Raw genomic sequence first — 25,290 nt, forward strand, 5'->3', positions numbered from 1 at the left:
CAAAGTGGTGTTGGCAACGACGTGCAGTGGCAATCGATGTCTGAGATTGTTTAAGGATAAAGCGGCTTGTTGGTGGAATGTTCGATTTTGCTTGGGAAGCGGACAGGCTGAACTGTCGCTTATCGTTTCCGTCCCTGACCCTTAACAGACGTCGAGGTCGACCTCGTGAGACCGTTCGAGGCGCCCGGAGTTTCCCCGGTTGCCCGCCGATTTAAGATGTTTCTATGACCCATCGTCGGTCATGCCCTTTGACATGGAGGAAGCGTATTCGGGTTCGACGCGGGCATCGATCAGGACGCAGCGGCCGTCGCGGACCTGGCGGGCGGCGGATCGGATGGCATCCGACAGGTCTTGCGGCCTGGAGATCGGGCCAATGCCGATCATGCCTTGCGCCTCGGCCATCGCCGCGAAGTCGATATCCGGCCCGGCGATGGCCTGGCCGATCCACTTGTTTTCGGTGGGGCGGTTTCGCGCCTTGGCAACTTTCTCCTGGTGTATCTCGTCATTGTAAAAGGAGCGGTTGTTGCAGACGACGACCAGCATCGGGATCCGGTAGCGGGCCGCGGTCCATAACGCGGAAACTCCCATCATGGTGTCGCCGTCACCGATGACCGCGACCGGCAGGCGCCCGGTTTCCTGCAAGGCCAGTGCCGCGCCGACCGCCATGCCGGGCCCCGAGCCGATACCCGCCCCGCCGTCATACCCCAGATAGTCCAGCGGATGATGGAAATCCCAACGTCCGGCATCCCATCCCAACGGCAGGCGCATCAGTGTCGCTAGCTCTCCGCGAAGGCCTGCGCCGAGCGCGCTAGCGAAATCCTGCATCGAGATTGCGTCGGCGGCTTCGTCGAAAGCGGAATTGGCGGTCACAGGAATTGGGGGAACGGCGTCCGGCCGCGGGATTCCCAGGTCATCCAGCAAGGCGGCAACGCAGAGGTCAGGCTGCGTGGCGATGTGCAATTCCGCCCGAACCGGACCGGTATGATCGAAGGACCAGCCGTTCGACAAATGATGATCGATGGAAATGTTCACCACCGGAGCCGTTGATTGCGTGTGGCCTATCGATCCCGCGACGTCGACCCAATCGAAAGCAACGATCAAATCCGCTTCCCGCAACGCCGCTGCTTGTGGCTCCGACAGGAAGAAGGATGGCGGCCCGACATGCAGCGGATGGTCGGTCGGAAAGACCGCGCCGGTCTTTACGTCGGTCACCACACGCGCCCCGTAGTGCTCTGCCAGGGCGACGCGCGCGGACCAGTCCTCGGCAGAGCGGGTCATGCGCCCGAACATGAATGTCGGGTGTTCCGCCTGCTTCAGCATGTCCTTGAGGTGCGCGAGCTGCGAGGGCGACGGTGTCGGGACATCCGGCGTCGGGTATGTGGAGAATGTGGGAAGCGACGGCATGTCCGATATCGCGGCCTCCTGCACCGAAACGTCGAAGCAGACATAGGTGGGTGCTTGCGGGGCGGTCTTCGAAATCGAAAAGGCGTGCGCCATCGCATCGACCGAGGCGGGCAGGCTGGCGGGTTGATCGTCCCATTTCACATAGGGTCGGATGATCGCGGCCTGGTCGCGGGACGTATGTATCCAGTCAATCCACGGTCGGCGTAAATCGGCGGCGACCGGACCGGTGGCGCCCAGAATCAGCATCGGAACCCGGTCACACCACGCATTGTAAATCGCCATGGAGCCATGCATCAGGCCGACATTGGCATGCAGGATGACCGCCATCGGCTCGCCGGTTACCTTGGCCCAGCCATGTGCGATTGCGACGGCATGCTCTTCATGAAGGCAGAGCAGCATTTTGGGATCGGTATTGCCCAGATGGTTTACCAGACTGTCGTGGAGTCCGCGAAAGCTGGAGCCCGGGTTCAGCGCGACATATTCAATGCCAAGGCGGCGCAGCGTCTCGGCAAGGGCATCGCTGCCCCATAGCGTGTCGCCGGAGCTCGGCACAGGCGTTTCGGCGGGGTCGTCTTTCCTCGGGTTTACCAATTCCTGCTTCCTTCGCTATTGTGCTGCATCTTTCGCGCTGCGACATAGCCCGTCCGGATCGCGTTTCTCGTGACGGTATCGCATTTCTTCGCATCGAGCCCAGGAGACCGGATGTCCACGCCAAGGCCGAAACCCGACGCCGCCCCGGATGCGAAGGACCTTCTGTCGTACCAGGACGAACGCATTGCGCATCTCGTCCGTTTGTGTGCCCGCGGCTTCAATCGGTCGCTTGCACGCCGGTTGGCCCTGCATGAAATTTCGTTCGGCCAATGGGTCTTCCTGCGCATCCTGTGGAAGCACGAAGGAATTTCGCAAAGCCAGTTGGCCGAAGCGGCAAACCTTACGGCACCTACCACCCATACCGCCCTGACGAAGTTGGAGCGGCTGGGGATCATCGAGCGCCGGACGCAGGGCGGTAACAAGCGGCGGCAGCATGTCTTCCTATGTCCCAAGGGCCGCGACCTGCAAAAACTGCTCGAGCCGCTTGCGGTCGAAGCGAACGAGGTCGCCCTTGCGGGTATCCCGGAAGAGCGGCGTGACCGGCTCCGCGAAGACCTGATCGCGATCCTCGCCAATCTTGAACAGGATGAGATTGAAGCCGAAGCGCGGGGCCTGAAAATGCCGGCCACGCGTTCCAGCTTCATGGAGTAGCCGATCACAGGCTGTAGGCCTCATAGGTCGCCGGATGGAAAATCTCGCCGATGCTTAGGCGGCGCGGGGAAAGTCCTTGCCGGTGATGCAGGTCCAGAAACGCCTCCAGCACCGTCTCGTTGCCGGGAACGCCATAGGTCCAGATTTCCGGCCCGATCAGGCGCCGGGCAAGCGTTAGCGTATCTTCGACAAAGGGCATCGTGACCTTCGTCGCCGACGTGTCCTGCAGGGCCTGCTGTGCCATTGCCTTGGATTGTGTAAAGGCCTTCAGCAGGGCGCCGGGCAGCCAGGGATTGGCATCCGCGATCTCCCGCTTCACGCCGAGCACATGCATGATTGGAAAGATGCCGGTACGCTCGAAATGGGCGGACGCCGCCTCGATGCCGTCCGCGAACAACCGTCCGACATTCGGATGTCCCTCGTCGAAACAGCGCAGGGACCGTGGGCCGATGAACCCGTCGATCTCTCCATTGCGCAGCATCTGATCCAGCGTCCGGTCGTCCGGGGCCGCTTCGATCGTGACGTCATTCGGGACGTTGACCGGAATCTTTTCGGGGCGTCCGGTTGCGTGCATACCGCCGCGCACCCAGCTGATCTCCGATTGCTTGACGTCGTAGTCCTCCAGGATTCCCCGGACCCAGACATTGGCGGTCAATTGCCATTCCGCGATCCCGATCCGGCGGCCCTTTAGATCCGCCGGCGATTTGATTCCCTTGTCGGTACGGATATAGATGGAGGAATGCCGGAAAGCCCGCGACAGGAATACCGGCACGGCGACATAGGGGCTCTCTCCCTTCGAATGCTTTACGCAATAGGAGGAGAAGGAAAGCTCGCTGACATCGAAGGCTTCATGCCGGAAGGCCCGAAAGAACATTTCTTCCGGCGACAGCAGCATCGTCACCGGCTCCACACCGTCAATCTTGACGCGACCGTCGTGGATCGGCCGGGTGCGGTCGTAATCGCCCATGGCGATCGATAATCTCAGCGTACCCATATTCGGTCTTTCCTCCCTGATATCTAGGACTGATGGCGCAGTAAGATGCGCTCGTTGGTGTTCGCGCTTTCCAGGATCGCGTGACAGACTTCCAGGCTGGCACGGCCCCACCGCGCATTCTGCGGTGGCGCCTTACCAAACCGGATCGCGTCGTAGAGACCTTTCAGAACTTCGGTGCGTGGCGCCGGGATGGCGGGGACAGAGACGAATTCCCGCTTCGAATCGCCCCATATCTCGATCCCCTTGCCGGTCAGGCGCAGGTCGGCACGGTCGCAACTGATGAAGACCGGCCCGAAATGCTCGGGATGGGGGGCGGCGGCCGGGACCTCGGTGGCGCCGAATGTGCGTTTCGACTTTAACGCGGCTTCTTCCTCCGGAGAGGAGACGGAGGCCAGCGCCCGGCGGGCCGCGCCATAGGTCGACATATCCTTGGGCTGGCCCAGTTCGCCGATCCCGTCCTGGAGGACATCGCTGTCGTAATGGGCATAGCCGGAGTAAACGAGATTTGCGAATCGGCCCCCGTCGAAATGCAGCAATGCCGCATAGGCGCCTTCGGTCGGCCGCGCCGGGTCCCAGTTGCCGGTCGCGGCGGAGACGGCGTGCGCCGTCCCTCCCATCAGCAGGCGAACGACATCGACCTGATGAACCGCCTGGCTGAACACGACACCGCCGCCCGATGCCGTTGAAAGTTCTTCCGGCCGGCGCGGGCGGTATAGGAAATCCGTGTAATTCAGGGCGTGGACCATGCGCACCGTTCCGAAGCGCCCGGTGTCGATTATATGGCGGGCGGCGACGACCGGCTGATCGAAGCTATGGCTGGGACCGGTGACCAGACGAATCCCGGCCCGCTCTACCGCGTCCACAATCGCCGTCGCATCCGCCATGTCTATGGCCAGCGGCTTGTCGACAAGAAGGTGCTTTCCGGCTGCCGCCAGAATTTCCGCATGGTCGCGGTGCATCTGATGCGGCGTGGCGATGTAGACCGCTTCGACATCCGGGTCTTTCGCCAGTTCCTCGACAGTCGTGTGAGCGTTTCCTCCGAACTGGTTTCGGAAGGCCTGCCGCGATTCCTCCCGCGGGGCGGCACTGGCCACCAGTTTGGTGTGGGGATCGGCCAGCAAACTCGGCAAAGTCAACATGAAGCCGCGTCCGAGTCCGGCGACCCCCAGACGGATGGGGTCAGAGATCAATCGTCAGGTCCCCGGTCTTGGCGCGCGAGACGCAGATCATGATGTGGTCGGCTTTTTCCTCGTCCATAAGGACAAGGTCGCGGTGATCCGCTTCGCCTTCGATCAAGGCGCATTTACAGGTGCCGCACGTGCCGCTTTCGCAAGAACTAACGGTCTGCACTCCGGCGTCCCGCAAGGCTTCCAGAATGGAGCGATCGGCGGGAACTTCGATCGTCTGGCCTTTCGATTTTAGCGTTACGTTGAACGCGACATCGTCGTCGCGAACGACGGAAACCGGGCTGAACTCTTCGAAATGAACGCGACCGTCCGGCCAATGTCCGGTCAGGGCCTTGATTTCCTCCATCAGGCCGAACGGGCCACAGCAGTAGACATGCTCCGTCCCGGGTTTCTCCAGCAGGTCCCAAAAATCATAAGCCTGATCGATATCGCCTTCATCGTGGTGGACGGTGGCGCCCTTGAAGGCTGAAATCTCGTCCAGATACGCGGTGTCTGCGGCGGTCCGTGTGCAGTAGACGATGGTGAAGGGTTTTCCTTCACGGCTGAGATGCCGGGCCATCGACAGGATCGGGGTCACGCCGATCCCGCCGGCGATCAGAATGTATTTCGCACTGTCGACCAACTCGAAGTCGTTCTCCGGAGCCTCGATTAACAGCGCCGTTCCTTCCTGCGCCTGCTCATGCATCGACGCCGAACCGCCACGGGAGTTTCGCTCTCGTTTAACGGCGATCACATAAGCGGAAGGGGCCGTTCCGTCGTTCAAAAGCGAATATCGGCGCATGGCGCCGTCAGGGGTCTCGACAGTGATATGGGCGCCGGGCGTAAAGGCCGGCAGGGCCGATCCGGTTGCCGGTTCCAGCGTGAATTCCATGATTTCCGGGGTCAGGCTGTGGCGCTCCGCCACCTTCATCTCGATCCGGTCGTTGGGCGCTTCCACGAAATCCCCCTTGTCAAATCTCAGATTCTCATGTTATTAGATGTCTAAATATTAGAAATCTAACGTTTCGTCAAGAGCATTGCCCTGAAGATGAAACGAAGAGAAACGGGAGAAACGCATGCTTTCCAAGGAAGAGAACGATCTTCTGACCCTGGTCGAAGGCGACGCGCCGATGGGCAAGCTCATGCGTCAGCATTGGGTCCCGATCTGTCTTTCCGAGGAAGTCTCCGAGCCCGATGGCAAGCCCTTGCTAATCGAAGCGATCGGGAGGCGCTATGTCTGTTTCCGCGATACCGAAGGCCGCGTGGGGCTGCTCAACGAGCTTTGCCCGCATCGGAAGGCGTCCTTGGTCTATGGCCGGAATGAAGACTGCGGACTGCGTTGCCTCTATCACGGCTGGAAATTCGACGTAGAGGGTAATTGCGTGTCCATGGCATCGGAGCCCGAAGGGTCCCCGATGATCGACAAGGTTCGCCATCAGGCCTATCCGGTCCACGAATGTGCAGGCTTTGTCTGGGCATGGCTCGATACCGAGAGCGAGGCGCCGGAGTTTCAGCGGCCTGCCTTCTCGCCGGATGACGACACGCTGGTCTCTATTCTGAAAATGCGTATCCCGGCGAACTGGGCGCAGATCACGGAAGGCCAGATCGACAGCGCGCATTCCTCCTCGCTGCATTCCTCCGACATGGTTCCCGCACGCGTACCGGGTGCCGCAGCGGACGATGCGTCCTGGTACCGTCCGTCGACCGACAAGTCGCCGCGCATGCAGACGGAACGGACGCCCTACGGGTTTCACTACGCGGCGATCCGCAAGCCGATCAAACATGCCGCGACTCGCAATTATCTGCGGATCACCGAATACATCGCCCCGTTCACATCGCTGATCCCGCCGAACAACAACTATAACGTCGCGACGGTGATTGTCCCGATCGACGACGAGACCAGCCATTTTCACTTCATCGCCTGGGGCGGCAAGGCCTGTCCGTCGACCGAGCAATGGCGAAAATTTACCCATACCCAGAAAGGCATCGATGTCGATGACCGATGGGTACCGAAGCGGAACGAGGACAACAATTTCCTGCAAGACCGTCAGGCTATGAAACTGGGCAACTTCACCGGCATTCAAGGAATTCCGAACCAGGATCTTGCGATGTGGGTGTCGATGGGTGCCCGGGTCGACCGATCGACGGACCTGCTGGGGTCATCGGATATCGCGGTCGTAGAATTCCGACGATTGATGAGCGAGGCGGCACGCACGGTGCTGGAGGGCGGGCCGGCGATCGGAACGACGGCACCGTTGGTCCCCCATGTCACGGTCTCGTCCAAGGAAGGCGTATACGACAAAGAAATCGATTGGCGGAGCCTGGGTCAGGAAAGACCGGCGGACGCCGCCGAGTAACGGAAAGATAGCGGCCGCCGTCAACGAACGCGCGGCCGTGCGGTGCCAGTCACCGCGATGCAACGATTAAAAAGCGTCGAAAAGACGTGGGGCCCCTGGGCCCGTTCGATGGGAGGGTACAGTGCCTGGTTACGCCAAGGAAGCACCCGCGCGGAGTCTGCCGGTCGTACGAACGGAACTGTTCGTCGGCGGGGTATGGCGCCAAGGGGCGGGCCGCGAACGAGACATTCGCTCTCCCAGTGACGGAACGGTGCTGGCCACCATTCGCGATGCCGACCTATCCGACCTCAGTTCCGCAGTCGATGCCGCTAAGGCGGCTCAGTCCGCTTGGCGCCGCGCCGGTCCCGGCGCGCGAGGGGCGGCACTGCGTCAGGCTGCGGCACGTCTCAGGGATCATGCGGAGGAATTGGCGCTTATCGATGCGCTGGATAGCGGAAATCCCATCACCGGTATGCGGTTCGACGTCGGTCTTGGAGCGACACTGATCGACTATTTTGCGGGCATCGCGACGGAAGCCAAGGGCGAGACGATTCCGCAGCGCGATGGGAAAATCACTTATGTGACGCGGGAACCGTTGGGCGTCGTTGCCAGGCTGGTGGCCTTCAATCACCCGCTTCTCTTCGCGGCCGCAAAGATGGCGGCGCCATTGGCCGCTGGAAACGCGGTCATCGTGAAACCTTCGGAAGAAACGCCGCTCTCTGCGCTGCGCATGGCGGAGTTGATCGCCGATATCTTCCCGCCCGGAATACTGTCTGTGCTGACGGGGGGCGCGGAGCTTGGTTCGGCCATCTGTGGGCACCGTTGTATTTCCGCGGTCAGCCTGATCGGCAGTGTGCAGACCGGCAAGGCCGTGCTGCGTGGCGGTGCCGATACGCTGAAACGCACACAGCTAGAACTCGGTGGCAAGAATGCCCTGGTGATTTGCCCGGACGCCGATATCGACGCGGCGATCGCTGGTGCTGTTAAGGGCATGAATCTGGGTTGGACCGCCGGACAGTCCTGCGGTTCCACGAGCCGGGTTCTCGTACATCAATCTCTGCATGACCGCGTCGTCGACGGTATCGCGCAGGCTTTCGACAAGGTTCGGGTCGGCGATCCGACCGACGACGCTACGGAGATGGGCTGTCTTTCGACGGCCCGGCAATACGAGAAAGTGTGCGGCTTCATTGAGCAGGCGGTGTCGGAAGGCGCCGTTCTTGCCGCTGGCGGAGAGCCGTCCAGCGTACCGAAGGGCGGATACTTCGTCCGTCCGACGCTGGTGACCGGTTTGAAGCCGCAAATGAGAATTGCGCGTGAAGAGGTGTTCGGGCCGGTTCTGTCCGTCCTTTCCTGGCAAGACGAAGACGAGATGCTCGACGTCGTCAATGGCTTGGATGTCGGACTGACCGCGTCTGTTTGGACCCGGGACCTCGATACCGCAATGCGCCTGACGGATCGCATCCAGGCTGGATACGTCTGGGTCAACGATTCGAGTGACCATTACCTCGGCGCACCGTTCGGCGGCGTGAAGAGTTCCGGAATCGGACGCGAAGAGTGTCTGGAGGAGCTTCTCGCCTACACCGAGCAGAAGACGGTCACGATCGTTCCGAAACAATCAAAACACCCATGATGGTGAGGAAGGGAGACGTTCGATGAAACTTAAGGCATTTGTAATTGCCGCCTGTATTGGCCTGACGGCCGGGGCGGCCCAGGCGGAGCCGGTCAACCTGACCCTGTCCGGCGGAAACCCCGGCGGCCTTTGGTCGCTGCTGGGTGCCGGTATGGATCGGGCGGTCAAGGTGTCCGATGGGGATTCCGTGATCACCTACCAGGCGACCGGGGGGGGGTTTGCCAATATCGGTCTTCTGGGTGCCAACCGCACCGATCTTGGGCTGGTCCATGACGCCGAGGTCAAACTCGCGCTGACCGGACAGGAACCGTTCAATGCGCCGGTCACGAACATGATGGCCATCGGCTACATGTATAACTGGGCGCCAATGCATTTCTTCCTGCGGAAGGATCTGGCCGAGCAGTACAACATCGACAGCCTGGACGATATCGCGACCTCCGGCGCGCCGATTTCCATCGGTATCAACCGGTCGGGGAATATCACCGGGAACGTGGCACTGTTCATGCTGGAGAAGGCGGGGCTAAGTGAAGCCAAGCTGACTGAAAACGGTGGCAGCTTCGTTCGCGCCGGTGCCAACGAACAGGGCGACTTGATGAAGGACGGCCGCATTGGCATGGCGACCAACGGGATCTTCATCGGCCATTCCTCGTTCCGGGCGATTGACGAGAATGTCGACGTCATTCTGCTGCAGATTCCGCAAGACGTGATCGATGCGACGAACGAAGAATTCGGCACATCCGCCTATACGATCCCGTCCGGCAGCTATTCGAAGCAGGAAGGCGATGTGAAGACCATGGCGCTCGGCGCGATGGTGGTCACGACCGACAGCATGTCGGATGACACCGCCTATTCGCTGGCGAAGTCTTTTGCCGAGAATATCGATGAAATCCGGGGCGTGCATAAGGCGATGCAGCAGCTGAATCCGGCGTTGATGGTCAGTCAGACCGTTCTTCCGTTCCACCCCGGCGCAGAGCGCGCCTACAAAGAAGCGGGCCTAATTAAATGAGGATTTCCCTCCTCGCAACGGGTCGGCGGCGCACCTTCAAAGGTGCGCCGCTTACGCTGCTAAGCCTCGTGGCGGCGGCGTTTGCCTGCTGGGTCATCTACGCGAATATCTTCGTGATATCCGACCCGCTGGTGCTTGGAATTCTATTTGTCTCCAGTATCTATACGCTTCTGTTTATCGTCATCGGCCATTCGCCGAATGCATCGGACAGGCCGACGGTCCTGGATTGGGGACTATCGGCCCTTAGCCTAGCAGCCGGTGTGTTTTTCTTCATTAATGCCAAGGAAATCTCGGACCGGATCACACTGCTGGATCCCTTTACCCCGGCACAATTCTTCTTCGGCGCGTCCTTGCTGGCGCTGACTTTGGAGGCGACCCGCCGGACGACGGGGCTTGGACTTACAGCCGTGGTCGGCGTTTTCCTTTTGTACAATCAGTTCGGTTACATGCTGCCACCGCCATTCGGGCACGGCATATCAGATTTCAGCTATCTTCTGGATATTCTGGTTTTCACCACCGACGGTCTTTTCGGCGTGCCGGTGCAGGTCGTGGCCAGCTATGTCTTCCTGTTCGTCCTGTTCGGGACGCTTCTGGCCAAGGCGGGCGGCGGCGATTTCTTCTTCAACCTCGCTGCTTCGTTAACCGGTAAGAGCGCGGGCGGTCCTGCGAAAGTCGCGATCATCTCATCGGGCCTGTACGGCACAATGTCCGGCAGCCCGACTTCGGACGTTGTCGCGACCGGATCGATCACAATTCCGATCATGCGGCGTCTGGGATACACAAAACGCTTCGCCGGCGCTGTCGAAGTCGCGGCCTCCACCGGTGGCAGTGCAATGCCGCCGATCATGGGGTCGGCTGCGTTTATCCTCGCCGAATACACCGGCACTCCTTATCGCGAGATCGTGTTCGCCGCCATCATCCCGGCGCTGCTGTACTATTTCGGCGTCTTCCTGCAGGTTCATTTCCGTTCGGTGCGCTACAGTTACCGCCCGTATGAAGACGCGGTCCCGCCGCTGGCGAAGACGTTGAAGGATGGGTGGCCCTACCTGGTCCCCATCGCGATTATTGTCGTAGTGCTGGTTGCGGGATACTCGCCGGTCTTTACCGCAGGGGCCGGGGCGATGGCGGTGATCGTCGCCAGTCTGTTTACAAAGCGAACGCGGATGTCTCTGCGCGATGTGGTCGAAGGCCTGGCCGAGACGACATTGCGCATCCTTCCCGTCGCAGGCGCCTGCGCGGCGGCGGGGCTGGTGATCGGCGGTCTGTCGATGACCGGGCTGGGTATGAAGGCCGCGAATGTAATTCTGGAAGTCTCCGCGGGTGTCGAGGTCATCACGCTGCTCGTCGCGGCTGCGGTTACGATCATCCTCGGCCTAGGGATGCCGACACCATCCGCCTATATCCTGGCGGCGGTCCTGGTTGGGCCGGCCTTGGCGAAGATCGGGTATCCCGACCTGGAAAGCCACATGTTCCTGCTCTACTTCGCGATCCTGTCGGCGCTCACCCCGCCGATTGCGGTGGCGGCCCTGGCGGCGGCGGCGATTGCGGAGGAAGACCCGATCATCATTGCGCTGGACGCGGTACGTCTCGCCGTTGTCGGGTTCCTGATCCCATTCGTGTTCCTTTGGAACCCGGCGATTTTGGGGCAGGGGGACGCATTTGCCGTCACCTTGACGATCCTGGGCGGGATTTCGGCTGTCTCCGCGATCGCGGTGGCGTTGGAATGGGCAAAGTTTCCCGGTGGCGGCGCCATGGCTTGGCCGATGCGGATCGCGCTGTTCGTATGCGCAGTAGCGGCCGTCACTCCGCAGCCAATGATCGCGGTGGCCGGGATGGCAGGCACGGCCTTCCTTCTGGCTACGACCTATCTCCATTCCCGGCGCGGCCAGACGGGCACAAAAGCCGTCCTGAAGGAGGAATAATGATGGTGCAGCAACCCTCCGCTTGCTCCGACGGGCCACTTATCCCGCGCGATAGGTCGGTTCATCCGGTTGCCTATGACCCGGATTACAAAACCAGTGTGACGCGCTCCCCGTCTTTGCCCCTATTGGCGATGGAGAGCACAATTACCGAGGAGACTGGGCCGGTTTTCGGTCACAATTGTATCGGGCCGCTTGACAATAATCTGATTGTTAACTTCACCGGCGGTGGGGCACCCGCCGTTGGGGAGCGGATTCTGGTGCATGGCCGCGTACTGGACGAAAATGCCAGACCGGTCCCTAATACGCTGGTCGAGATATGGCAGGCCAATGCCGGTGGCCGTTACCGGCACATCAAAGATACCTATTTCGCGCCGCTGGATCCGAATTTCGGCGGCTGCGGCAGAACGTTGACGGATGCCGAGGGGCGGTACCAGTTCCTCACGGTGCGGCCGGGAGCCTATCCCTGGCCGAACCGGGGCAACGACTGGCGGCCGATGCACATTCATTTTTCGATCTTCGGAACCGCCTTCGGTCAGCGCCTAATCTCGCAAATGTATTTCGAAGGCGACCCTCTGATTGCCCGCTGCCCGATCGTGGCGACCGTTAAGGATCGGGGCCGGATCGACCAATTGGTCGCGCCGCTCGATTTTGCACATTCCAGACCGCATGATTTCTTGGCTTACAAGTTCGATATCGTGCTGCGCGGGCGGCGTCAGACCCTGTTCGACAACAAGCCCGAAGGTATGTGACATGGTTCAGCAACTGACGACGCTTCGGGAAACGTCTTCGCAAACGGCAGGACCCTTCGTTCACATTGGAACCGTGCCCGGCTATGCCGGATTGACGGGCATCTACCAACACGACTTGGGTCAGTCGACCTTCGACGACGGGGCCGGTGGCGAGGTGATTGAAATCAGCGGGACGGTGATCGACGGTACCGGCGGGGTCGTTCGCGACGCGATGTTCGAAGTCTGGCAGGCCGACGCCCGCGGTCTTTATCCCGGACAGCACGGTGCCGATCCGAAGGTCACAGGATGGGCCCGTGTCTGTGCCGATCCCGAAAGCGGGAAGTGGACCCTAAAGACCATCAAGCCGGGGTCCACTAAGAACCGGGATGGAAAGCGGCAGGCACCGCATATCGCTGTATGGATCGTCGCCCGCGGCATCAATACCGGTCTTCAATCCCGGATTTACTTCGATGACGAAGACAATACCTCGGACCCGATCCTGTCGCGCATCGAACACAAGCACCGGGTCGCGACATTGATCGCCACCAAACTGTCGAACGGTGTTTACGCGTTCGATATCCGTCTGCAAGGTGACGGGGAAACGGTGTTCTTCGACCTGTGACGGAGTACCTTCCAGTCTCCCAAAGCCGAAATCGAATTACAATCCGGGCGTAGATATGGACAAAAGCATTGAAAGTCTGGCGGCTGCGGTCGCCGACATTCCCGACGGCGCGACCGTCATGATCGGCGGATTCGGCGGTTCGGGCGCGCCGATTGAATTGATTCATGCGCTGATCGACCGTTACAAGGCGACCGGGAGCCCTGGCGATCTGGTCGTCGTGAACAACAATGCCGGCAACGGACGTGTCGGCCTCGCCGCTATGATCGATGCAGGCATGGTGCGGCGGCTGATCTGTTCCTTCCCGCGATCATCGGACCCGCGTGCCTTTACCGAGAAGTACCTTGCCGGCGAGATCGAGTTGGAACTAATCCCGCAGGGCACACTGGCAGAGCGGATTCGCGCCGGCGGTGCCGGCATTCCCGCCTTCTATACGCCGACATCCTACGGGACGGAGGTGGGCGAAGGGAAGCCGACGGCGGAGTTCGACGGCAAGATGTGTGTTCAGGAACGCTGGCTGAAGGGGGACTTCGCTCTGGTGAAGGCGGAATGCGCGGACCGGCACGGCAACCTGACTTATCGCCACGCCGCCAGAAATTTCGGCCCGATCATGTGTATGGCTTCGGCCCGGACCATCGTGCAGGCAAGCCGGATTATGGAACCGGGCGAACTCGATCCTGAGACCGTCGTTACACCGGGATTGTTCGTCGATGCGGTAGTCGAAGTGCCCGATCCGGGACAGGAAGAGGCCCTGATTCGGGCGGGAGTGAGATACGAATGACGGCGAAACTGACAAGCGCCCAGATCGCCTGGCGCGCGGCCCAGGACATCGAAGACGGCGCCTATGTCAATCTGGGTATCGGATTCCCGGAGATGGTGGCGAAGTATCAGGCGCCGGGTCGTCAGGCCGTCTATCACACCGAGAACGGCATCCTGGGCTTCGGCGAGGCGCCGCCGGAAGGGCAGGAGGACTGGGACCTTATCAATGCCGGTAAGAAGGCGGTGACCCTGAAACCGGGTGCCAGCTTCTTTCACCATGCCGACAGTTTCGCGATGGTACGGGGCGGGCATTTGGATGTCGCCATTCTGGGCGCCTATCAGGTCGCGCAAAACGGGGACCTCGCGAATTGGCGTGTCGGCTCCAAGGGTGTACCGGCCGTCGGCGGTGCGATGGACCTTGTGCATGGCGCGAAACGGGTTGCCGTGATCACCGAACATGTCACTAAGGATGGTCAGCCCAAGCTGGTTGAACGCTGCACCTTCCCATTGACCGGTGTCGGCTGTATTACCCGGGTTTATACCAGCCTAGCCGTCGTCGATATCGAAGACGGCCATTTTGTTCTACGTGAGAAGCTTCCGGATATCTCTTTGACAGATCTTCAGGCGCAGACCGGCGCAACGCTCCATACCGACGGCGTGGTGGGCGATCTTATCGCGGCTGACGTTTAAGCCATAGATGCCTTTCCAAACAATGGAAGCAACCGTCCCACTCCATGCTTATCCCAAGGGGAATAGAACCTCTTTCCCCGCTATGTCGGGCAAATCGATGCTGCGGCCTATGCAGAGGACAGGGTCACTGACGGATTGCTCTGCAAGAGAGCAGGATCAGAACGTCGGGTATCGATGATAGGTGAAGCCTTCGCCCTTCTATCGGCGGCTTTCTTCGGGTTGGCTGGTGCTGCGATAGCGAAAGGGGCGCCGCAAGCACGGGGTGACAACGGCGCCTTCCTGTCGATCGTGCTAACATTGCTGTTTGCCGCGATTGTCTGGCTTGCCGGTGGATCTGTCGAAGGATTGCCTGTGCACGGGGACGCCCTGATATCAGGCGTTGCCTTCTTCGTGGCGTCGGGGGTGCTGGCGACGGTGCTCGGGCGTCTGACGAATTTCAAGTCGATCGCCCTCGCCGGTGCCATTCGCGCCGGGTTGCTGCGACGGCTCATTCCTGTGTTTTCAACGATACTCGCGGTCGTGATTCTGGGGGAGCGCTATGGCCTGATCCCCGCAGTCGGCATGGGTCTCATACTCGTCAGTGTCGCGCTGACATTGCGGGAGAAGGCGCCTGCAGACTTCGGAGGTTTCGCCCAGCTCACCCAAGGCCGCATTCGGACAGGGGCGATGCTCGGCGCATTGTGTGCCCTGTTCTATGCCCTGGCCTATGTGGCGCGAAAACTAGCGATGGAGCATGTCCCGGATGCTGCGTTCGGTGCGATGGTCGGCGCGGCGACTGGGGTTGTTTGGTACGTCGGTGCCGCGCCATTCAGCAGAGGATTTCGTAACAGCCTGTTCCGGGTTCTGAGCGATACGGGCACCTGGCAATGGATAGCGGCAATCTCAATGTCCCTGGGCCAGTTGTTGCTTTTCTTTGCTCTGAAGTACACCGCCGTGGCCGTTGTGGCGATAATCGGTACGACAGAGATTTTCGTTGGGATCTACCTTGCCGCCTTTTTGCTGAAAACGGAGCCTCGTCCCGGTCGTTACATCGTGGCAGCGACAATCCTGGCCAGTATCGGCGTCTCCCTTGTCGCTCTTGGGTAAATGAGGTTGGAGACCGGGGCTGGAGCCCGCTTGCTCATTCTTGCTGGTTCGTGCGGGGCAGACACCCGCGCCATAACCAACAGCCTGTAAATCAGGTGCGCCTGGTATCAACACGGAAGAGGTATCCATGATGAAGAAGTTCCCCTGGCATCACGTCCTGGCCGTATTGCTCTCGGCCTTCTTTGTACTTGGAGGGACCCTGAACCTCTTCCCTTCCGCGGCGGTACTGGCTGACTACAAGAGATGGGGGTACCCGGCCTGGTTCCACTATGTCACGGGGGCAATGGAATGGAGCGTTGCCGTTCTGCTACTTCTACCCGCGACACGCCTCGTCGGGTGTGTCGTCGGCGGTGCGGTTATGACCGCTGCCGCGGCGACACTTCTGTTTCACAGACAGTTCGGCAATGCTCTTGCACCCTTTGGCGTGCTGGGATGCCTGATTTTGATGGTCTGGTTGTCGAGGCTGCAAAACCAAGCTCCGTCCGGCCGGGACTAGCGTCAGGAAATGCTAAAATGATGAGGTGAGGCATACACTTGACGGTTCCCCGCCCGGTTTTGTTGCTCTCGGCGTCCCTTCAACCGTTCCCCCAGAAATGGGCCCGCATGCAATCAGTTCCATAAAGTACGGCCCCAAGAATTCGTCTGACGGGCGCCTGTGTTGTTACTATTGTCCGGATCGTCCGTTCCTGGCTATCGGTCGTCGGCGAGGGGCGGTCGGAACCAGGCTCACAGCTGACTCGGAGCGGACTCTTTGGCGACACCAAGAGCAAGGTGGATTAAATTTCAATCAAAACGTGATACCAGTGAACTGTGAAACAGTATGAGACTAATTGAAAGATTGCTCGATGACGGAAGCACCTATCCTACGAAAGCTCTCTATCAGCCGTTTTCGGGGATTGAAGGACTTCTGTTGGCAACCTGCAAACGGTATGAACGTCATAATTGGGGGCGGAGACACCGGCAAAACGACCATTCTCGAGGCGATCGGCCTTCTCCTGAGCCCTTCTAACTCAACCATCGTCTCCGAGTCCGACTATTGGCAGCGTGACGCTTCCGAGGAATTCTGCATCGACGGCGTTTTCTCTCTTCCGGAATCATCGGAAATGAGCACACAGCCGAAATTCGCATGGCCATGGAACTGGGACGGTCAGAATGCGGTGTTGCCAACAGACGTGGGGGGCGATGCCGATGCGCCCCCAGACAATCCCGTGTATTGGTTCCGACTCCGTGGGACAACTGAGCTTGAACTGTTGTGGGAGTTAGTCCAGCCGAACGGCGATGCGGACTCTCTCACGACCGGAATCCGGCGCGCGGTTGGTCTTGTTAGACTGAGTGGGGATGATCGCAATGACCGCGATCTACGCCTAGTTTACGGATCCGCATTAGATCGGTTGTTCTCAGATGTGTCCCTTCGCGCGCGTATCGGCAAGGAGGTCTCAAAGATCGATCTGAACGCGCCGTTGGGGGATGACGGCAGAGAAAGCATTGACGACCTAAGCGCGCGCTTCGAGAAGGCCTCGCTCCCGCACGGTTTGTCACTCGGGTTGACGACAACCCACGGCCTATCAATCGGCGCGCTTATCGGGCTTCACGCCGAGAAAGACGATACCGACCTTCCCTTATCCAGCTGGGGAGCAGGGACACGCCGAATGGCCGCCCTTGAAACAGCGTCGGTGAATCGGACTAACACCAGCATAGCTGCGATCGACGAAATTGAGCGTGGCTTAGAGCCGTATCGCCTGCGCAAGCTCATAGGCAGTGTAATCGGTTCCTTCTGCCAGTCTTTTGTCACAACACACAGCGCAGTCGCGATCGCCTGCACCGAAAAGGCAGATCTCTGGTATCTCGATAGCTGTGGGCAAATTGGACCGCTGCCCCGTCATAAGATCGAGCAGCAACAGCGTCGTGATCCAGAAACTTTCCTTTCACGGGTTGCCGTGATCGCTGAAGGCGCAACCGAAGTAGGGTTCCTTCGATATCTTCTAGAATGTGCTTTTTCAGGCGAGCCACTAGACCGTGGCGTTCGGGTCTGCGACGGGCAGGGCAATGACGCGACTCTCGGCCTACTCGAAGCGCTCTCCTCCAGCGGCCTTCTTTTCTGCGGGCTTGCTGACAACGAAGGTCGAAATCCTGAACGATGGAAGGCGCTAAAGGATCAACTTGGCGATGCACTGCTCCAATGGCCGACGGGATGCACGGAAGAGCAGGTGATCGCCAACATACCGGACGATCAACTGGGCAAGTTGGTCACTGACACAGACGGTGCCGAAGATGGTCTGCGTCTGCGGACACTAGCCGATCGGCTCGGTTCGCAGGACAAGAGCCTGGACAAAATCCGACAAGCGTTAGATGCGACAGGAACAAGCCTGCGCACGCTCATCATCGCCGCGGCAACCGGCGACAAAGACGGCGCTCCTGAAGGTTCAGAGAAGGAGTGGAAAGCACATGCCCGGTGCTGGTTCAAATCCGAGGCTGGTGGACGTGAGTTGGCCAAGAGGATGTTGTCCGGTGGCGCATGGCCTAACCTGCGTCCGTCGTTGATGCCTCTGATCAATGCGGTCTTGCGAGCTTCGGAGATGCAAGAACGCGACGACCTTCAGCCATGAGCGATGAAAGCGTGGCCGCACTCCTGAGATCCGACGAGCCTCTTGTCGTGATTGAAGCGGCAGCAGGCGCGGGGAAGACATACCAGGGTGCAGCATACGCTCGTGATCTCGCAGTGACCCTTGGATCGGGCCGACTGTTAATCCTCACTCACACCCATGCAGCATGCACCGTATTCGCGGAACGTACCGCAGGAGCAGGACGCTCCGTCGAGATCAAGACCATCGACGCGCTCATCGCTCAGATCGCTACCGCCTACCATGCCGTGCTCGATTTACCCGCCGATGTGTCAGCGTGGGCTTGGCAAGACGAAGGCAAAGGCTTCGGCATCATGGCGTCTAAGGTCGCTTCCTTCCTCGGCAATAGGCCAATGGTGGCGCGCGCCCTCGCCTGCCGATATCCCTTCATCGTCTGTGACGAGCACCAGGATTCCTCTCCCGACCAGCATGCGGTCGTGATGGCACTACACCGAAGCGGAGCCATGCTGCGTGTGTTCGGCGACCCATTACAGAGCATCTACGACACAAAATCAGCAAAAGCCGCCAGGGCCAATCGAGAGCGCTGGGAAACCTTGAAATCCGAAGCAGCGTGGGATCGTCTCGACCATCCACATCGGTGGGAGGACGGAGATCGGGAACTGGGGCATTGGCTCCGGAAAGCGCGTGAGAATCTTGAAAACGGGAATCCCATCGATCTCACGAGCAATGTGCCTCGCTCCGTGCAAATCATACGAGCCGACAACACCGCTCAAACACACGGCCTCTATATGCTTTCACAAGAAGATCGGCGCCAAATCGATCAGAATGTACAATCTCAATCTCAACTCATGATCCTCACGGCCCAGACCGATCTTGCCCGTGGACTGCGAAGTTTCTGGAATCGTTCCATCCCGATATGGGAAGGGCATACCCGCAATGCTTTGGCCGATTTCGTCTCTGCCTTAGACGAGCGCGCGGGAAATGCTGAAGCCATAGCCGCAGCGTTGGCTGCCTTCGTTAGTACTACCGCCAAGGGCTTTAGCGAGAGCAGTCATGGTAGGAGGCTGATCCAGGAGGTCCGAAACGGCTGCGCCAAATCGACGACTGGCAAGCCGGCCAATATCCAACTCATTGCCAAGTGCGTTCTCGAATTTCCGGATCACAGAGGAGCGAGCGCCGCCATCCGCCTTATCGGCGAGTTAATCAATCAAAGAGCCGCAGGATTCGATGCAGTGTATATTGACTACCGCACCGAGTTCAACGAAGCGAAGCAACTGGATAGATATCCGAGCGCTCAGGGCGCATTTGCAGAGATTTCTCGCAAACGGGCCTATGTCCGCCCCTCACCTCCATCGAAAACAATCAGCAGTATTCACAAGGCAAAGGGTCTGGAGTGTGATCACTCCATGCTCATACCGTGTGACGATCAGAATTTTAGAGATACTCCCTACAAACGGTGCATGTTGTATGTCGCTTTAACCCGAGCGAAACATTCGTTGAGACTTGTGGTACCGCGCACCAACCCCAGCCCTCTTATCAGGCTTAGTTAGTTACTCGGACTGACATGGACTCTGGAGGTTCCTCCACATTTCGAGAGAGTCCGTTAATGGCTAATCGGTCACCAACTGGCGGGATTAAATTGGTCCCGGTTCTGTGTAAAAGCCGGACTTAATCAAACCCGAAAGAATGAGAACAAGTCTTCTGAAATCCCTTTATGTTCTCGGCGGTTTTGGGGGAAGCCACAAAGTGTGGCGTTTCTGAGACGCGGCGATTTATCAGGTGAGACGATTTCCGTTAAGTGATTGATTTACTGACGTCGTGACAGGCAGCGTTTTTGAGAACCGACAAGTCTCCCGATTTTGCCGTATTGAGCAGATCTGCCTCAGCAGCCCGGCCTTCCGGGTTAACTCGGATGTGCCGTTTGCCGGAGACGTGTCTGCCGGCGATGAATCCGGCTAATCTTGGCAAATGTCTTGCCATAAGCCCCGATAGCTCCTCCGGATCTGGGAGCGGATCACCGCGATAGTACATTTTGAATTTCAAGGTTGAGAAAGTCGTAGAAGCGCGGCGACTCCGCCCAGGCGACATTGACCCGCATGCCGGACCGGTTCGGCTTTCGATCGACGCAGAATAGGCTGCCCGGTGCGGTGAAGATTCCTTCGCCGATGGCCTGCCGGGCCAATTGCATGTCATCGACCCCGGGTGGGAAACGAAGATAGACATAATAGCCCCCGGACGGCGGCGACAGGGTAGACAACCCGATCCGCTCCAAGTTCTGAGTAACCACATCGGTTGCCCGGCGAATGCGTTGAGACAGGCGCTTCAGGTGCCGGTAATAGTGACCGTCGGTCAGAAGGCCGTGAACGAGGCGTTCGACATAACTGGAACTGTTGACACTGGTCAGCATCTTCAATTCGGCCAGGGAAGCGATGACGTCGGGCCGCGCGGCAACGTAGCCGCAGCGCAGGCTGGCGGACAACGTCTTGGAGAAGGTGCCGATGTGGATCACGTTCTGCAACTGATCCAGTTGCGCCAGGAACGGCCCGTTCACGGTCGGCAGGTCCAGGAATGGCTCGTCTTCTACAACGGTAAAGCCGTGCTGTTCCGCAAGCGTCAGAACCGCGTGAGCGGTTGGCAGGGTCATCGATCCGCCCGTTGGATTATGCGCCAACGACTGGGTAAAAAAAATCTTTGGGCGTTCTCGCTCCGCCTTTTGGCGCAGATCGTCGATATCCGGTCCTGTCGACAGCCGGTTCACGCCGACCATCCGAATTTGCGAAAGTTTCAGCTTTGCGAAGAGGGGATAATACCCAGGGTCATCGACCAGGACCGTGTCGCCAGGAAGGAGCAATCGGCGAATCACGAGGTCGAGCGCATGATTGGCCCCGAAGGTCAGAAGTATTCCGTCGGTCCCGACCTCTACCCCCCGGTCCATGTAGTTCATCGCCAGCCGGTCTCGCAGACCGAGATATCCCATGGCCGAACCGTATCCGTCTTCGCGAGACGAGGCGGGCGGCTTGAACCGACCGAGATGGCGTTGCAATTCGGATTCTTCGGTCCATGAGGCGGGCGGGCGGCCGTCGCCGACCCGGATCGAATAGTTCTGTTCCAACTGCGCGCTCAACAAGGAGGCAATATCCACCGCCTCGGCCACATGCTGGGAGCGTTCGGACGCCAGTTGGGTGTACCTATCTGCGACCGTAAATCCGTACCCTCGTCGGGAGGAAATCAAGCCCGCCGCAACCATACGATCATAGGCTTCCACAATGGTGTTCTTGGAAACCTCGAACTCTTCGGCGGCGCGCCGGATAGATGGCAGACGGCTTCCGGGCGCCAACACGCCACTATCGATCCGCTTCGTCAGCTTTTCCACAATGGATTCGGTTAGGGTCATTTTTCTATTTTCTAAACAATATGTTATCTGATTTCCAAAAGCCGTCTCGTCGGATCGGCCGACGGAAATCCGAAGAAGGTTTCGCAGCCATATCGCCCCGGCATCGCCCTTGCCGCCTCCCTCTCCGCAAATGAAATTATTGGCTGTTCCACTCCATATTGGCAAGCCGGCCCATGGTGCAGTGCGGAAATCTGTGCCTGGTACAGTATAGGGACGTTTCTTGGATCTGTGCCTTGCGAGCGGTCCTGAGGTCGGTGTCAGATTGGTGACAACGTCGTCGGAACCAATCCGGCGCAAGGTAGGGAGGATAACGTGGGCGTTGGTACCGATGCGGAATTTCCGCGCCGGCAGGTCAATTCGCGGATCACTGGCTTCCGCGATCTCGACCCGTCGGAACGACTGAAGAAACTTGCCGAAATCACCGGCCTCAGCCAATCGGACACCGATGCGCTGCGTGGTGGCGGGGTGCTGCCCCTGCCATTGGCGAACGGGATGATCGAAAATGTCGTCGGTACGTTCGAACTGCCGATCGGCGTGGCGACGAACTTCACAATCAACGACCGCGACTACCTGATCCCCATGGCTGTGGAGGAACCGTCCGTTGTCGCCGCCGCATCATTCATGGCGAAGCTGGCGCGGGACAATGGCGGCTTTCGGACATCCAGCACCGAACCGGTGATGATCGCCCAAGTCCAGATTCTCGGCGTCCGGGATCCGAACGGGGTACGTCAGCGGATCCTTGAGCATCGCGACGAAATCGTCGCAGCCGCGAATGAGCAAGACCGGGTTCTGATCGAGTTGGGCGGTGGATGCCGGGATATTGAAGTGAACGTTTTTGAGACGTCGCCCGTCGGTCCGATGGTCGTGATGCATCTGTTGGTCGACGTTCGTGACGCGATGGGGGCAAACACGGTCAACACGATGGCAGAGGCCGTGGCGCCGATGATCGAAGCGGTCACCGGGGGGGTGGTTCGGCTTCGCATTCTGTCGAACCTAGCGGATCGGCGGTTGGCTCGCGCGCGAGTGGAACTGACTTTCGAGTCGCTGGCGACGAAGGAATACTCGGGCGATCGGATCGCCCAGGGTATCGTCGAGGCCTGTGCGATGGCGATTGTCGATCCTTACCGTGCCGCGACCCACAATAAAGGGATCATGAACGGGATAGACCCCGTCGTTGTGGCGACGGGGAACGATTGGCGGGCGATCGAGGCCGGGGCCCATGCCTGGGCCGCGCGCGACGGCCGGTATACTTCCCTGACGCGCTGGGAAGTGCGTGGCAACGATACGCTGGTGGGCAGCATTGAAATGCCGATGGCACTGGGCCTCGTCGGCGGGGCCACTCGCACGCATCCGGCAGCCCAGGCCTCTTTGGCATTGCTGGGAGTGAAATCGGCTCAGGAGTTATCCGAAATCACCGTGGCGGTTGGGCTTGCACAGAATATGGCGGCGCTCCGAGCATTGGCGAGTGAAGGAATTCAGCGCGGTCACATGACCCTTCATGCGCGGAACATCGCCATCGTCGCCGGGGCTACCGGAAACCAGATTGAGATCGTGGCCGGCGAACTTGCCGAAAGTCACGACGTTCGCGTCGACCGGGCGAAGGAAATCCTCCGCCGCCTGACGGGCCAGTAGAGCCGTCGCGGGATGAGGAGGGTTGGTCCCATGCGATCCTTGGCGCCCAAACTCGCGTCTATTGTGAAGAGCCAGGAAGGCATCGTCTTTTTGCTGGCGTTGCTTGCCTTCATCGCTTTCGCGCTGTTCCTGCCGGCGTTCTTCAGTCCGGGGAACCTGCTTACATTGATCCGTAGTGTATCGATCCTCGGCATCCTCGCGCTCGGCATGGCCCTGGTCGTCGTTGGGCGCGGGATAGACGTTTCGATGGTTGCGACCATGGTCGTTTCCGTGTCCTGGGCCTTCGCCCTATCACGATCCGGCTATCCTCTGGAGGTTGCGCTGCTGATCGGGGTCGGGTTTGCATTGCTGGCCGGCATCATCATCGGACTCGTCATCGCGATTGGCGAGGTGCCTCCGATCTTTGCGACCCTGGCGGCGGGTTCGATCATCTATGGCCTCGGTCGTACCTTCTTTTTTACACTCGAAATGCAGAACGTCCCGCCGGGCGAAGACTGGTTCGCGTTGATCGGCCAAGGCCGGATACTCGGTATTCCAGTCACTGTTGTCGCTTTCGCGGCCCTGTGCGTCGTTGCCCATATCCTGTTGAGTCGCACCCGGTTTGGTTGGCAGCTGTATGCCATGGGCAACAATCCGGAAGCGGCAAAGATCACCGGCGTGCCCTTCCGGCCGATGGTGGTCGCGCAATATGCGATAAGTGCGTTCGTCGCCTTCTGCGCAGGCCTGATCCTGGCGTCTTCGGCCTCGGCGATCAATGCGCGGCTCTACAACTCAACCTTCATCTACGACATCCTGCTTGTCGTCGTTCTGGGCGGTATCGGTTTGAACGGCGGGCATGGGAAGGTCCGAAACGTCATCCTGGGGACGATGTTCGTCGGAATCCTTCTGAACGGTATGACGATCATGAACATCCCCTTCACGGTCCAGAACCTCGTGAAGGGCGTAGTGCTGCTCCTGGCAATCATCATCGATTCCTTGGTCAACCCGCGCGACGAACAAACGTCGCAGCAGGGCGACCTGTGACGAAAATGCGTAACAAGAACAGTTAACTAAAATGAGGGAGAGACATTATGCGTAAGTCGATACTGGTCAAAATGATGGTCCTTGCCTGGGTCGTCTGTGTTCCCTTTGCCGCGCAGGCCCAAAACAAGGGGTTGGAAAACCCTCGCAGCACGGCCTTCCATGGAGAACTGGAAGGTAAGAACGTGGTGTTCCTGCCGCTGTCCATGGGCTTCGATCTGACGGAAGGCTGGGCCGCGAAAATGCGCCAGCAGGCCGACCGCCTGAATTACAATTTCGAAATCCGGGATCCCGCGTGGAGCACCGATGCCGGCACCCGCGCGCTACAGTCCCTGATTGGTGAAAAGCCGGATCTGATCGTCGCCCATAACCCAGACATTCAGTCCTATGCCCGACTGTTGGCCCGGGCGCAGGCCGAAGGCATCAAGGTCGTTCAGATCAACCTCGAATCGAACACGCAGACAGACTCCTATGTCGGTGCCGACTGGACGGAAATCGGGGAACAGGCCGCTCTGGCCGTCGTCGATCGTTGCGCCCAGGGTAAGGGTGTTTCCACCAAGGTTGCGATCGACACGGGCGTTCCGACGGCCGCGTCTGACGTCTTCCAGTTGGATGGAATCTACCGCGTTCTGGACCAGTACCCGGAAATCGAAGTCGTCTCGCAGCAGGCGACGGAATACAATCCGGAGAAGGCGCGTTCCATCATGGAGACCGTGCTGCAGCAGCATCCGGATCTGTGCGGGGCCATCGGGATATGGGACAACCAGGACACTGGTACGGCCTCCGCCATTCAGCAAGCCGGCAAGGGCGATCAGGTTTTCCTGGTCACCAGTGGCGGCGGCAACATGGTCGGTTGCGAGAACGTCTCCAAAGGTCTGTTCAGTCTCTATATCAGCTACAATGTGCCGCTCCAGGGCGACATCCTGAACGCGGAAATCGCGCGGCTGCTGCGGTCCGATGCGGATGCGAGTGAAACGAAGGCAATGTACTTCAACCCGCTGACGCTGATCACAAAGGACGATGTTAACCAGCGCAATTGCTGGACTCTCGAAGACCTGCAGTAAGAAGAGCGAGTAAGGA

Annotated in this window: 21 protein-coding genes; 16 read left to right on the top strand and 5 right to left on the bottom strand. The window is 59.5% G+C overall.

Annotated features, from left to right (window positions below):
* Nucleotides 1-222 precede the first annotated feature (222 nt).
* A complete protein-coding gene (locus ACO06O_RS02685; RefSeq protein WP_421876005.1) occupies nt 223-1,995 on the bottom strand; it encodes a thiamine pyrophosphate-binding protein in 1,773 nt (590 codons plus the stop codon).
* Between the two features lie 111 nt (nt 1,996-2,106).
* Between ACO06O_RS02685 and ACO06O_RS02690 the strand changes: the two genes are divergently transcribed.
* Entirely contained in the window at nt 2,107-2,646 is a 540-nt protein-coding gene (locus ACO06O_RS02690) for a MarR family winged helix-turn-helix transcriptional regulator (protein ID WP_421876007.1), read from the top strand.
* A 4-nt stretch (nt 2,647-2,650) separates the two neighbouring features.
* Here the strand turns inward: ACO06O_RS02690 and ACO06O_RS02695 are convergent, their stop codons facing one another.
* The 3 genes from ACO06O_RS02695 to ACO06O_RS02705 are packed head-to-tail and all read right to left on the bottom strand — an operon-like array spanning nt 2,651 to nt 5,764.
* A complete protein-coding gene (locus tag ACO06O_RS02695) occupies nt 2,651-3,640 on the bottom strand; it encodes an ABC transporter substrate-binding protein (protein WP_421876009.1) in 990 nt (329 codons plus the stop codon).
* A gap of 23 nt (nt 3,641-3,663) precedes the next feature.
* Nucleotides 3,664-4,830 carry a Gfo/Idh/MocA family protein gene (locus ACO06O_RS02700; RefSeq protein WP_421876011.1) on the bottom strand — a complete coding sequence of 389 codons (1,167 nt, stop codon included), beginning with the start codon at nt 4,828-4,830 and terminating at the stop codon, nt 3,664-3,666.
* On the bottom strand, nt 4,820-5,764 hold the full coding sequence (locus ACO06O_RS02705) for a PDR/VanB family oxidoreductase (protein ID WP_421876013.1): 945 nt from the start codon (nt 5,762-5,764) through the stop codon (nt 4,820-4,822). The genes ACO06O_RS02700 and ACO06O_RS02705 overlap by 11 nt, the downstream gene beginning before the upstream one ends.
* Before the next feature lie 118 nt (nt 5,765-5,882).
* Between ACO06O_RS02705 and ACO06O_RS02710 the strand changes: the two genes are divergently transcribed.
* The 12 genes from ACO06O_RS02710 (at nt 5,883) to ACO06O_RS02765 (ending at nt 19,714) form a co-directional block, all read left to right on the top strand.
* The gene (locus ACO06O_RS02710; RefSeq protein ID WP_421876015.1) at nt 5,883-7,163 is read left to right on the top strand and encodes a Rieske 2Fe-2S domain-containing protein; all 1,281 of its coding nucleotides are present in this window, start codon (nt 5,883-5,885) and stop codon (nt 7,161-7,163) included.
* 121 nt (nt 7,164-7,284) lie between these two features.
* Entirely contained in the window at nt 7,285-8,772 is a 1,488-nt protein-coding gene (locus tag ACO06O_RS02715) for an aldehyde dehydrogenase family protein (protein WP_421876017.1), read from the top strand.
* A 22-nt stretch (nt 8,773-8,794) separates the two neighbouring features.
* Nucleotides 8,795-9,778, top strand: a complete 984-nt coding sequence (locus tag ACO06O_RS02720; RefSeq protein WP_421876019.1) for a TAXI family TRAP transporter solute-binding subunit — start codon at nt 8,795-8,797, stop codon at nt 9,776-9,778.
* Nucleotides 9,775-11,700, top strand: coding sequence for a TRAP transporter permease (locus ACO06O_RS02725; RefSeq protein ID WP_421876021.1), 1,926 nt, complete (start codon nt 9,775-9,777; stop codon nt 11,698-11,700). The genes ACO06O_RS02720 and ACO06O_RS02725 overlap by 4 nt, the downstream gene beginning before the upstream one ends.
* 2 nt (nt 11,701-11,702) lie before the next feature.
* Nucleotides 11,703-12,449 carry a protocatechuate 3,4-dioxygenase subunit beta gene (gene pcaH / locus ACO06O_RS02730; protein ID WP_421876435.1) on the top strand — a complete coding sequence of 249 codons (747 nt, stop codon included), beginning with the start codon at nt 11,703-11,705 and terminating at the stop codon, nt 12,447-12,449.
* A 1-nt stretch (nt 12,450) separates the two neighbouring features.
* On the top strand, nt 12,451-13,050 hold the full coding sequence (pcaG, locus tag ACO06O_RS02735) for a protocatechuate 3,4-dioxygenase subunit alpha (RefSeq protein ID WP_421876023.1): 600 nt from the start codon (nt 12,451-12,453) through the stop codon (nt 13,048-13,050).
* A gap of 55 nt (nt 13,051-13,105) precedes the next feature.
* On the top strand, nt 13,106-13,828 hold the full coding sequence (locus ACO06O_RS02740) for a 3-oxoacid CoA-transferase subunit A (protein WP_421876025.1): 723 nt from the start codon (nt 13,106-13,108) through the stop codon (nt 13,826-13,828).
* Entirely contained in the window at nt 13,825-14,496 is a 672-nt protein-coding gene (locus ACO06O_RS02745; protein WP_421876027.1) for a 3-oxoacid CoA-transferase subunit B, read from the top strand. Before ACO06O_RS02740 ends, ACO06O_RS02745 begins: the two co-directional genes overlap by 4 nt.
* Before the next feature lie 174 nt (nt 14,497-14,670).
* Nucleotides 14,671-15,582, top strand: a complete 912-nt coding sequence (locus ACO06O_RS02750; protein ID WP_421876029.1) for an EamA family transporter — start codon at nt 14,671-14,673, stop codon at nt 15,580-15,582.
* A gap of 127 nt (nt 15,583-15,709) precedes the next feature.
* Complete coding sequence (locus tag ACO06O_RS02755) at nt 15,710-16,078, top strand: DoxX family protein (RefSeq protein WP_421876031.1); 369 nt, start codon at nt 15,710-15,712, stop codon at nt 16,076-16,078.
* 349 nt (nt 16,079-16,427) lie between these two features.
* Nucleotides 16,428-18,188, top strand: a complete 1,761-nt coding sequence (locus ACO06O_RS02760; RefSeq protein WP_421876033.1) for an ATP-dependent nuclease — start codon at nt 16,428-16,430, stop codon at nt 18,186-18,188.
* Nucleotides 18,185-19,714 carry an ATP-dependent helicase gene (locus ACO06O_RS02765; RefSeq protein ID WP_421876035.1) on the top strand — a complete coding sequence of 510 codons (1,530 nt, stop codon included), beginning with the start codon at nt 18,185-18,187 and terminating at the stop codon, nt 19,712-19,714. Before ACO06O_RS02760 ends, ACO06O_RS02765 begins: the two co-directional genes overlap by 4 nt.
* 464 nt (nt 19,715-20,178) lie before the next feature.
* On the opposite strand, the gene ACO06O_RS02770 is transcribed toward ACO06O_RS02765, so the two are convergent.
* Nucleotides 20,179-21,558, bottom strand: a complete 1,380-nt coding sequence (locus ACO06O_RS02770) for a PLP-dependent aminotransferase family protein (protein ID WP_421876037.1) — start codon at nt 21,556-21,558, stop codon at nt 20,179-20,181.
* Nucleotides 21,559-21,870: 312 nt separating this feature from the next.
* Here ACO06O_RS02770 and ACO06O_RS02775 point away from each other — a divergent pair, with 312 nt between their 5' ends.
* From ACO06O_RS02775 to ACO06O_RS02785, 3 genes are read left to right on the top strand one after another with little or no spacing between them, the layout of a single operon-like run.
* Entirely contained in the window at nt 21,871-23,190 is a 1,320-nt protein-coding gene (locus tag ACO06O_RS02775) for a hydroxymethylglutaryl-CoA reductase, degradative (RefSeq protein ID WP_421876039.1), read from the top strand.
* 30 nt (nt 23,191-23,220) lie between these two features.
* Nucleotides 23,221-24,213, top strand: a complete 993-nt coding sequence (locus tag ACO06O_RS02780; protein WP_421876041.1) for an ABC transporter permease — start codon at nt 23,221-23,223, stop codon at nt 24,211-24,213.
* A gap of 47 nt (nt 24,214-24,260) precedes the next feature.
* Nucleotides 24,261-25,274, top strand: a complete 1,014-nt coding sequence (locus tag ACO06O_RS02785) for a sugar ABC transporter substrate-binding protein (protein WP_421876043.1) — start codon at nt 24,261-24,263, stop codon at nt 25,272-25,274.
* Nucleotides 25,275-25,290: the final 16 nt, after the last annotated feature.

This window comes from Pacificispira sp., assembly GCF_965228185.1.
In the GTDB taxonomy this organism is placed as follows: Bacteria; Pseudomonadota; Alphaproteobacteria; order UBA8366; family Aestuariispiraceae; genus Pacificispira.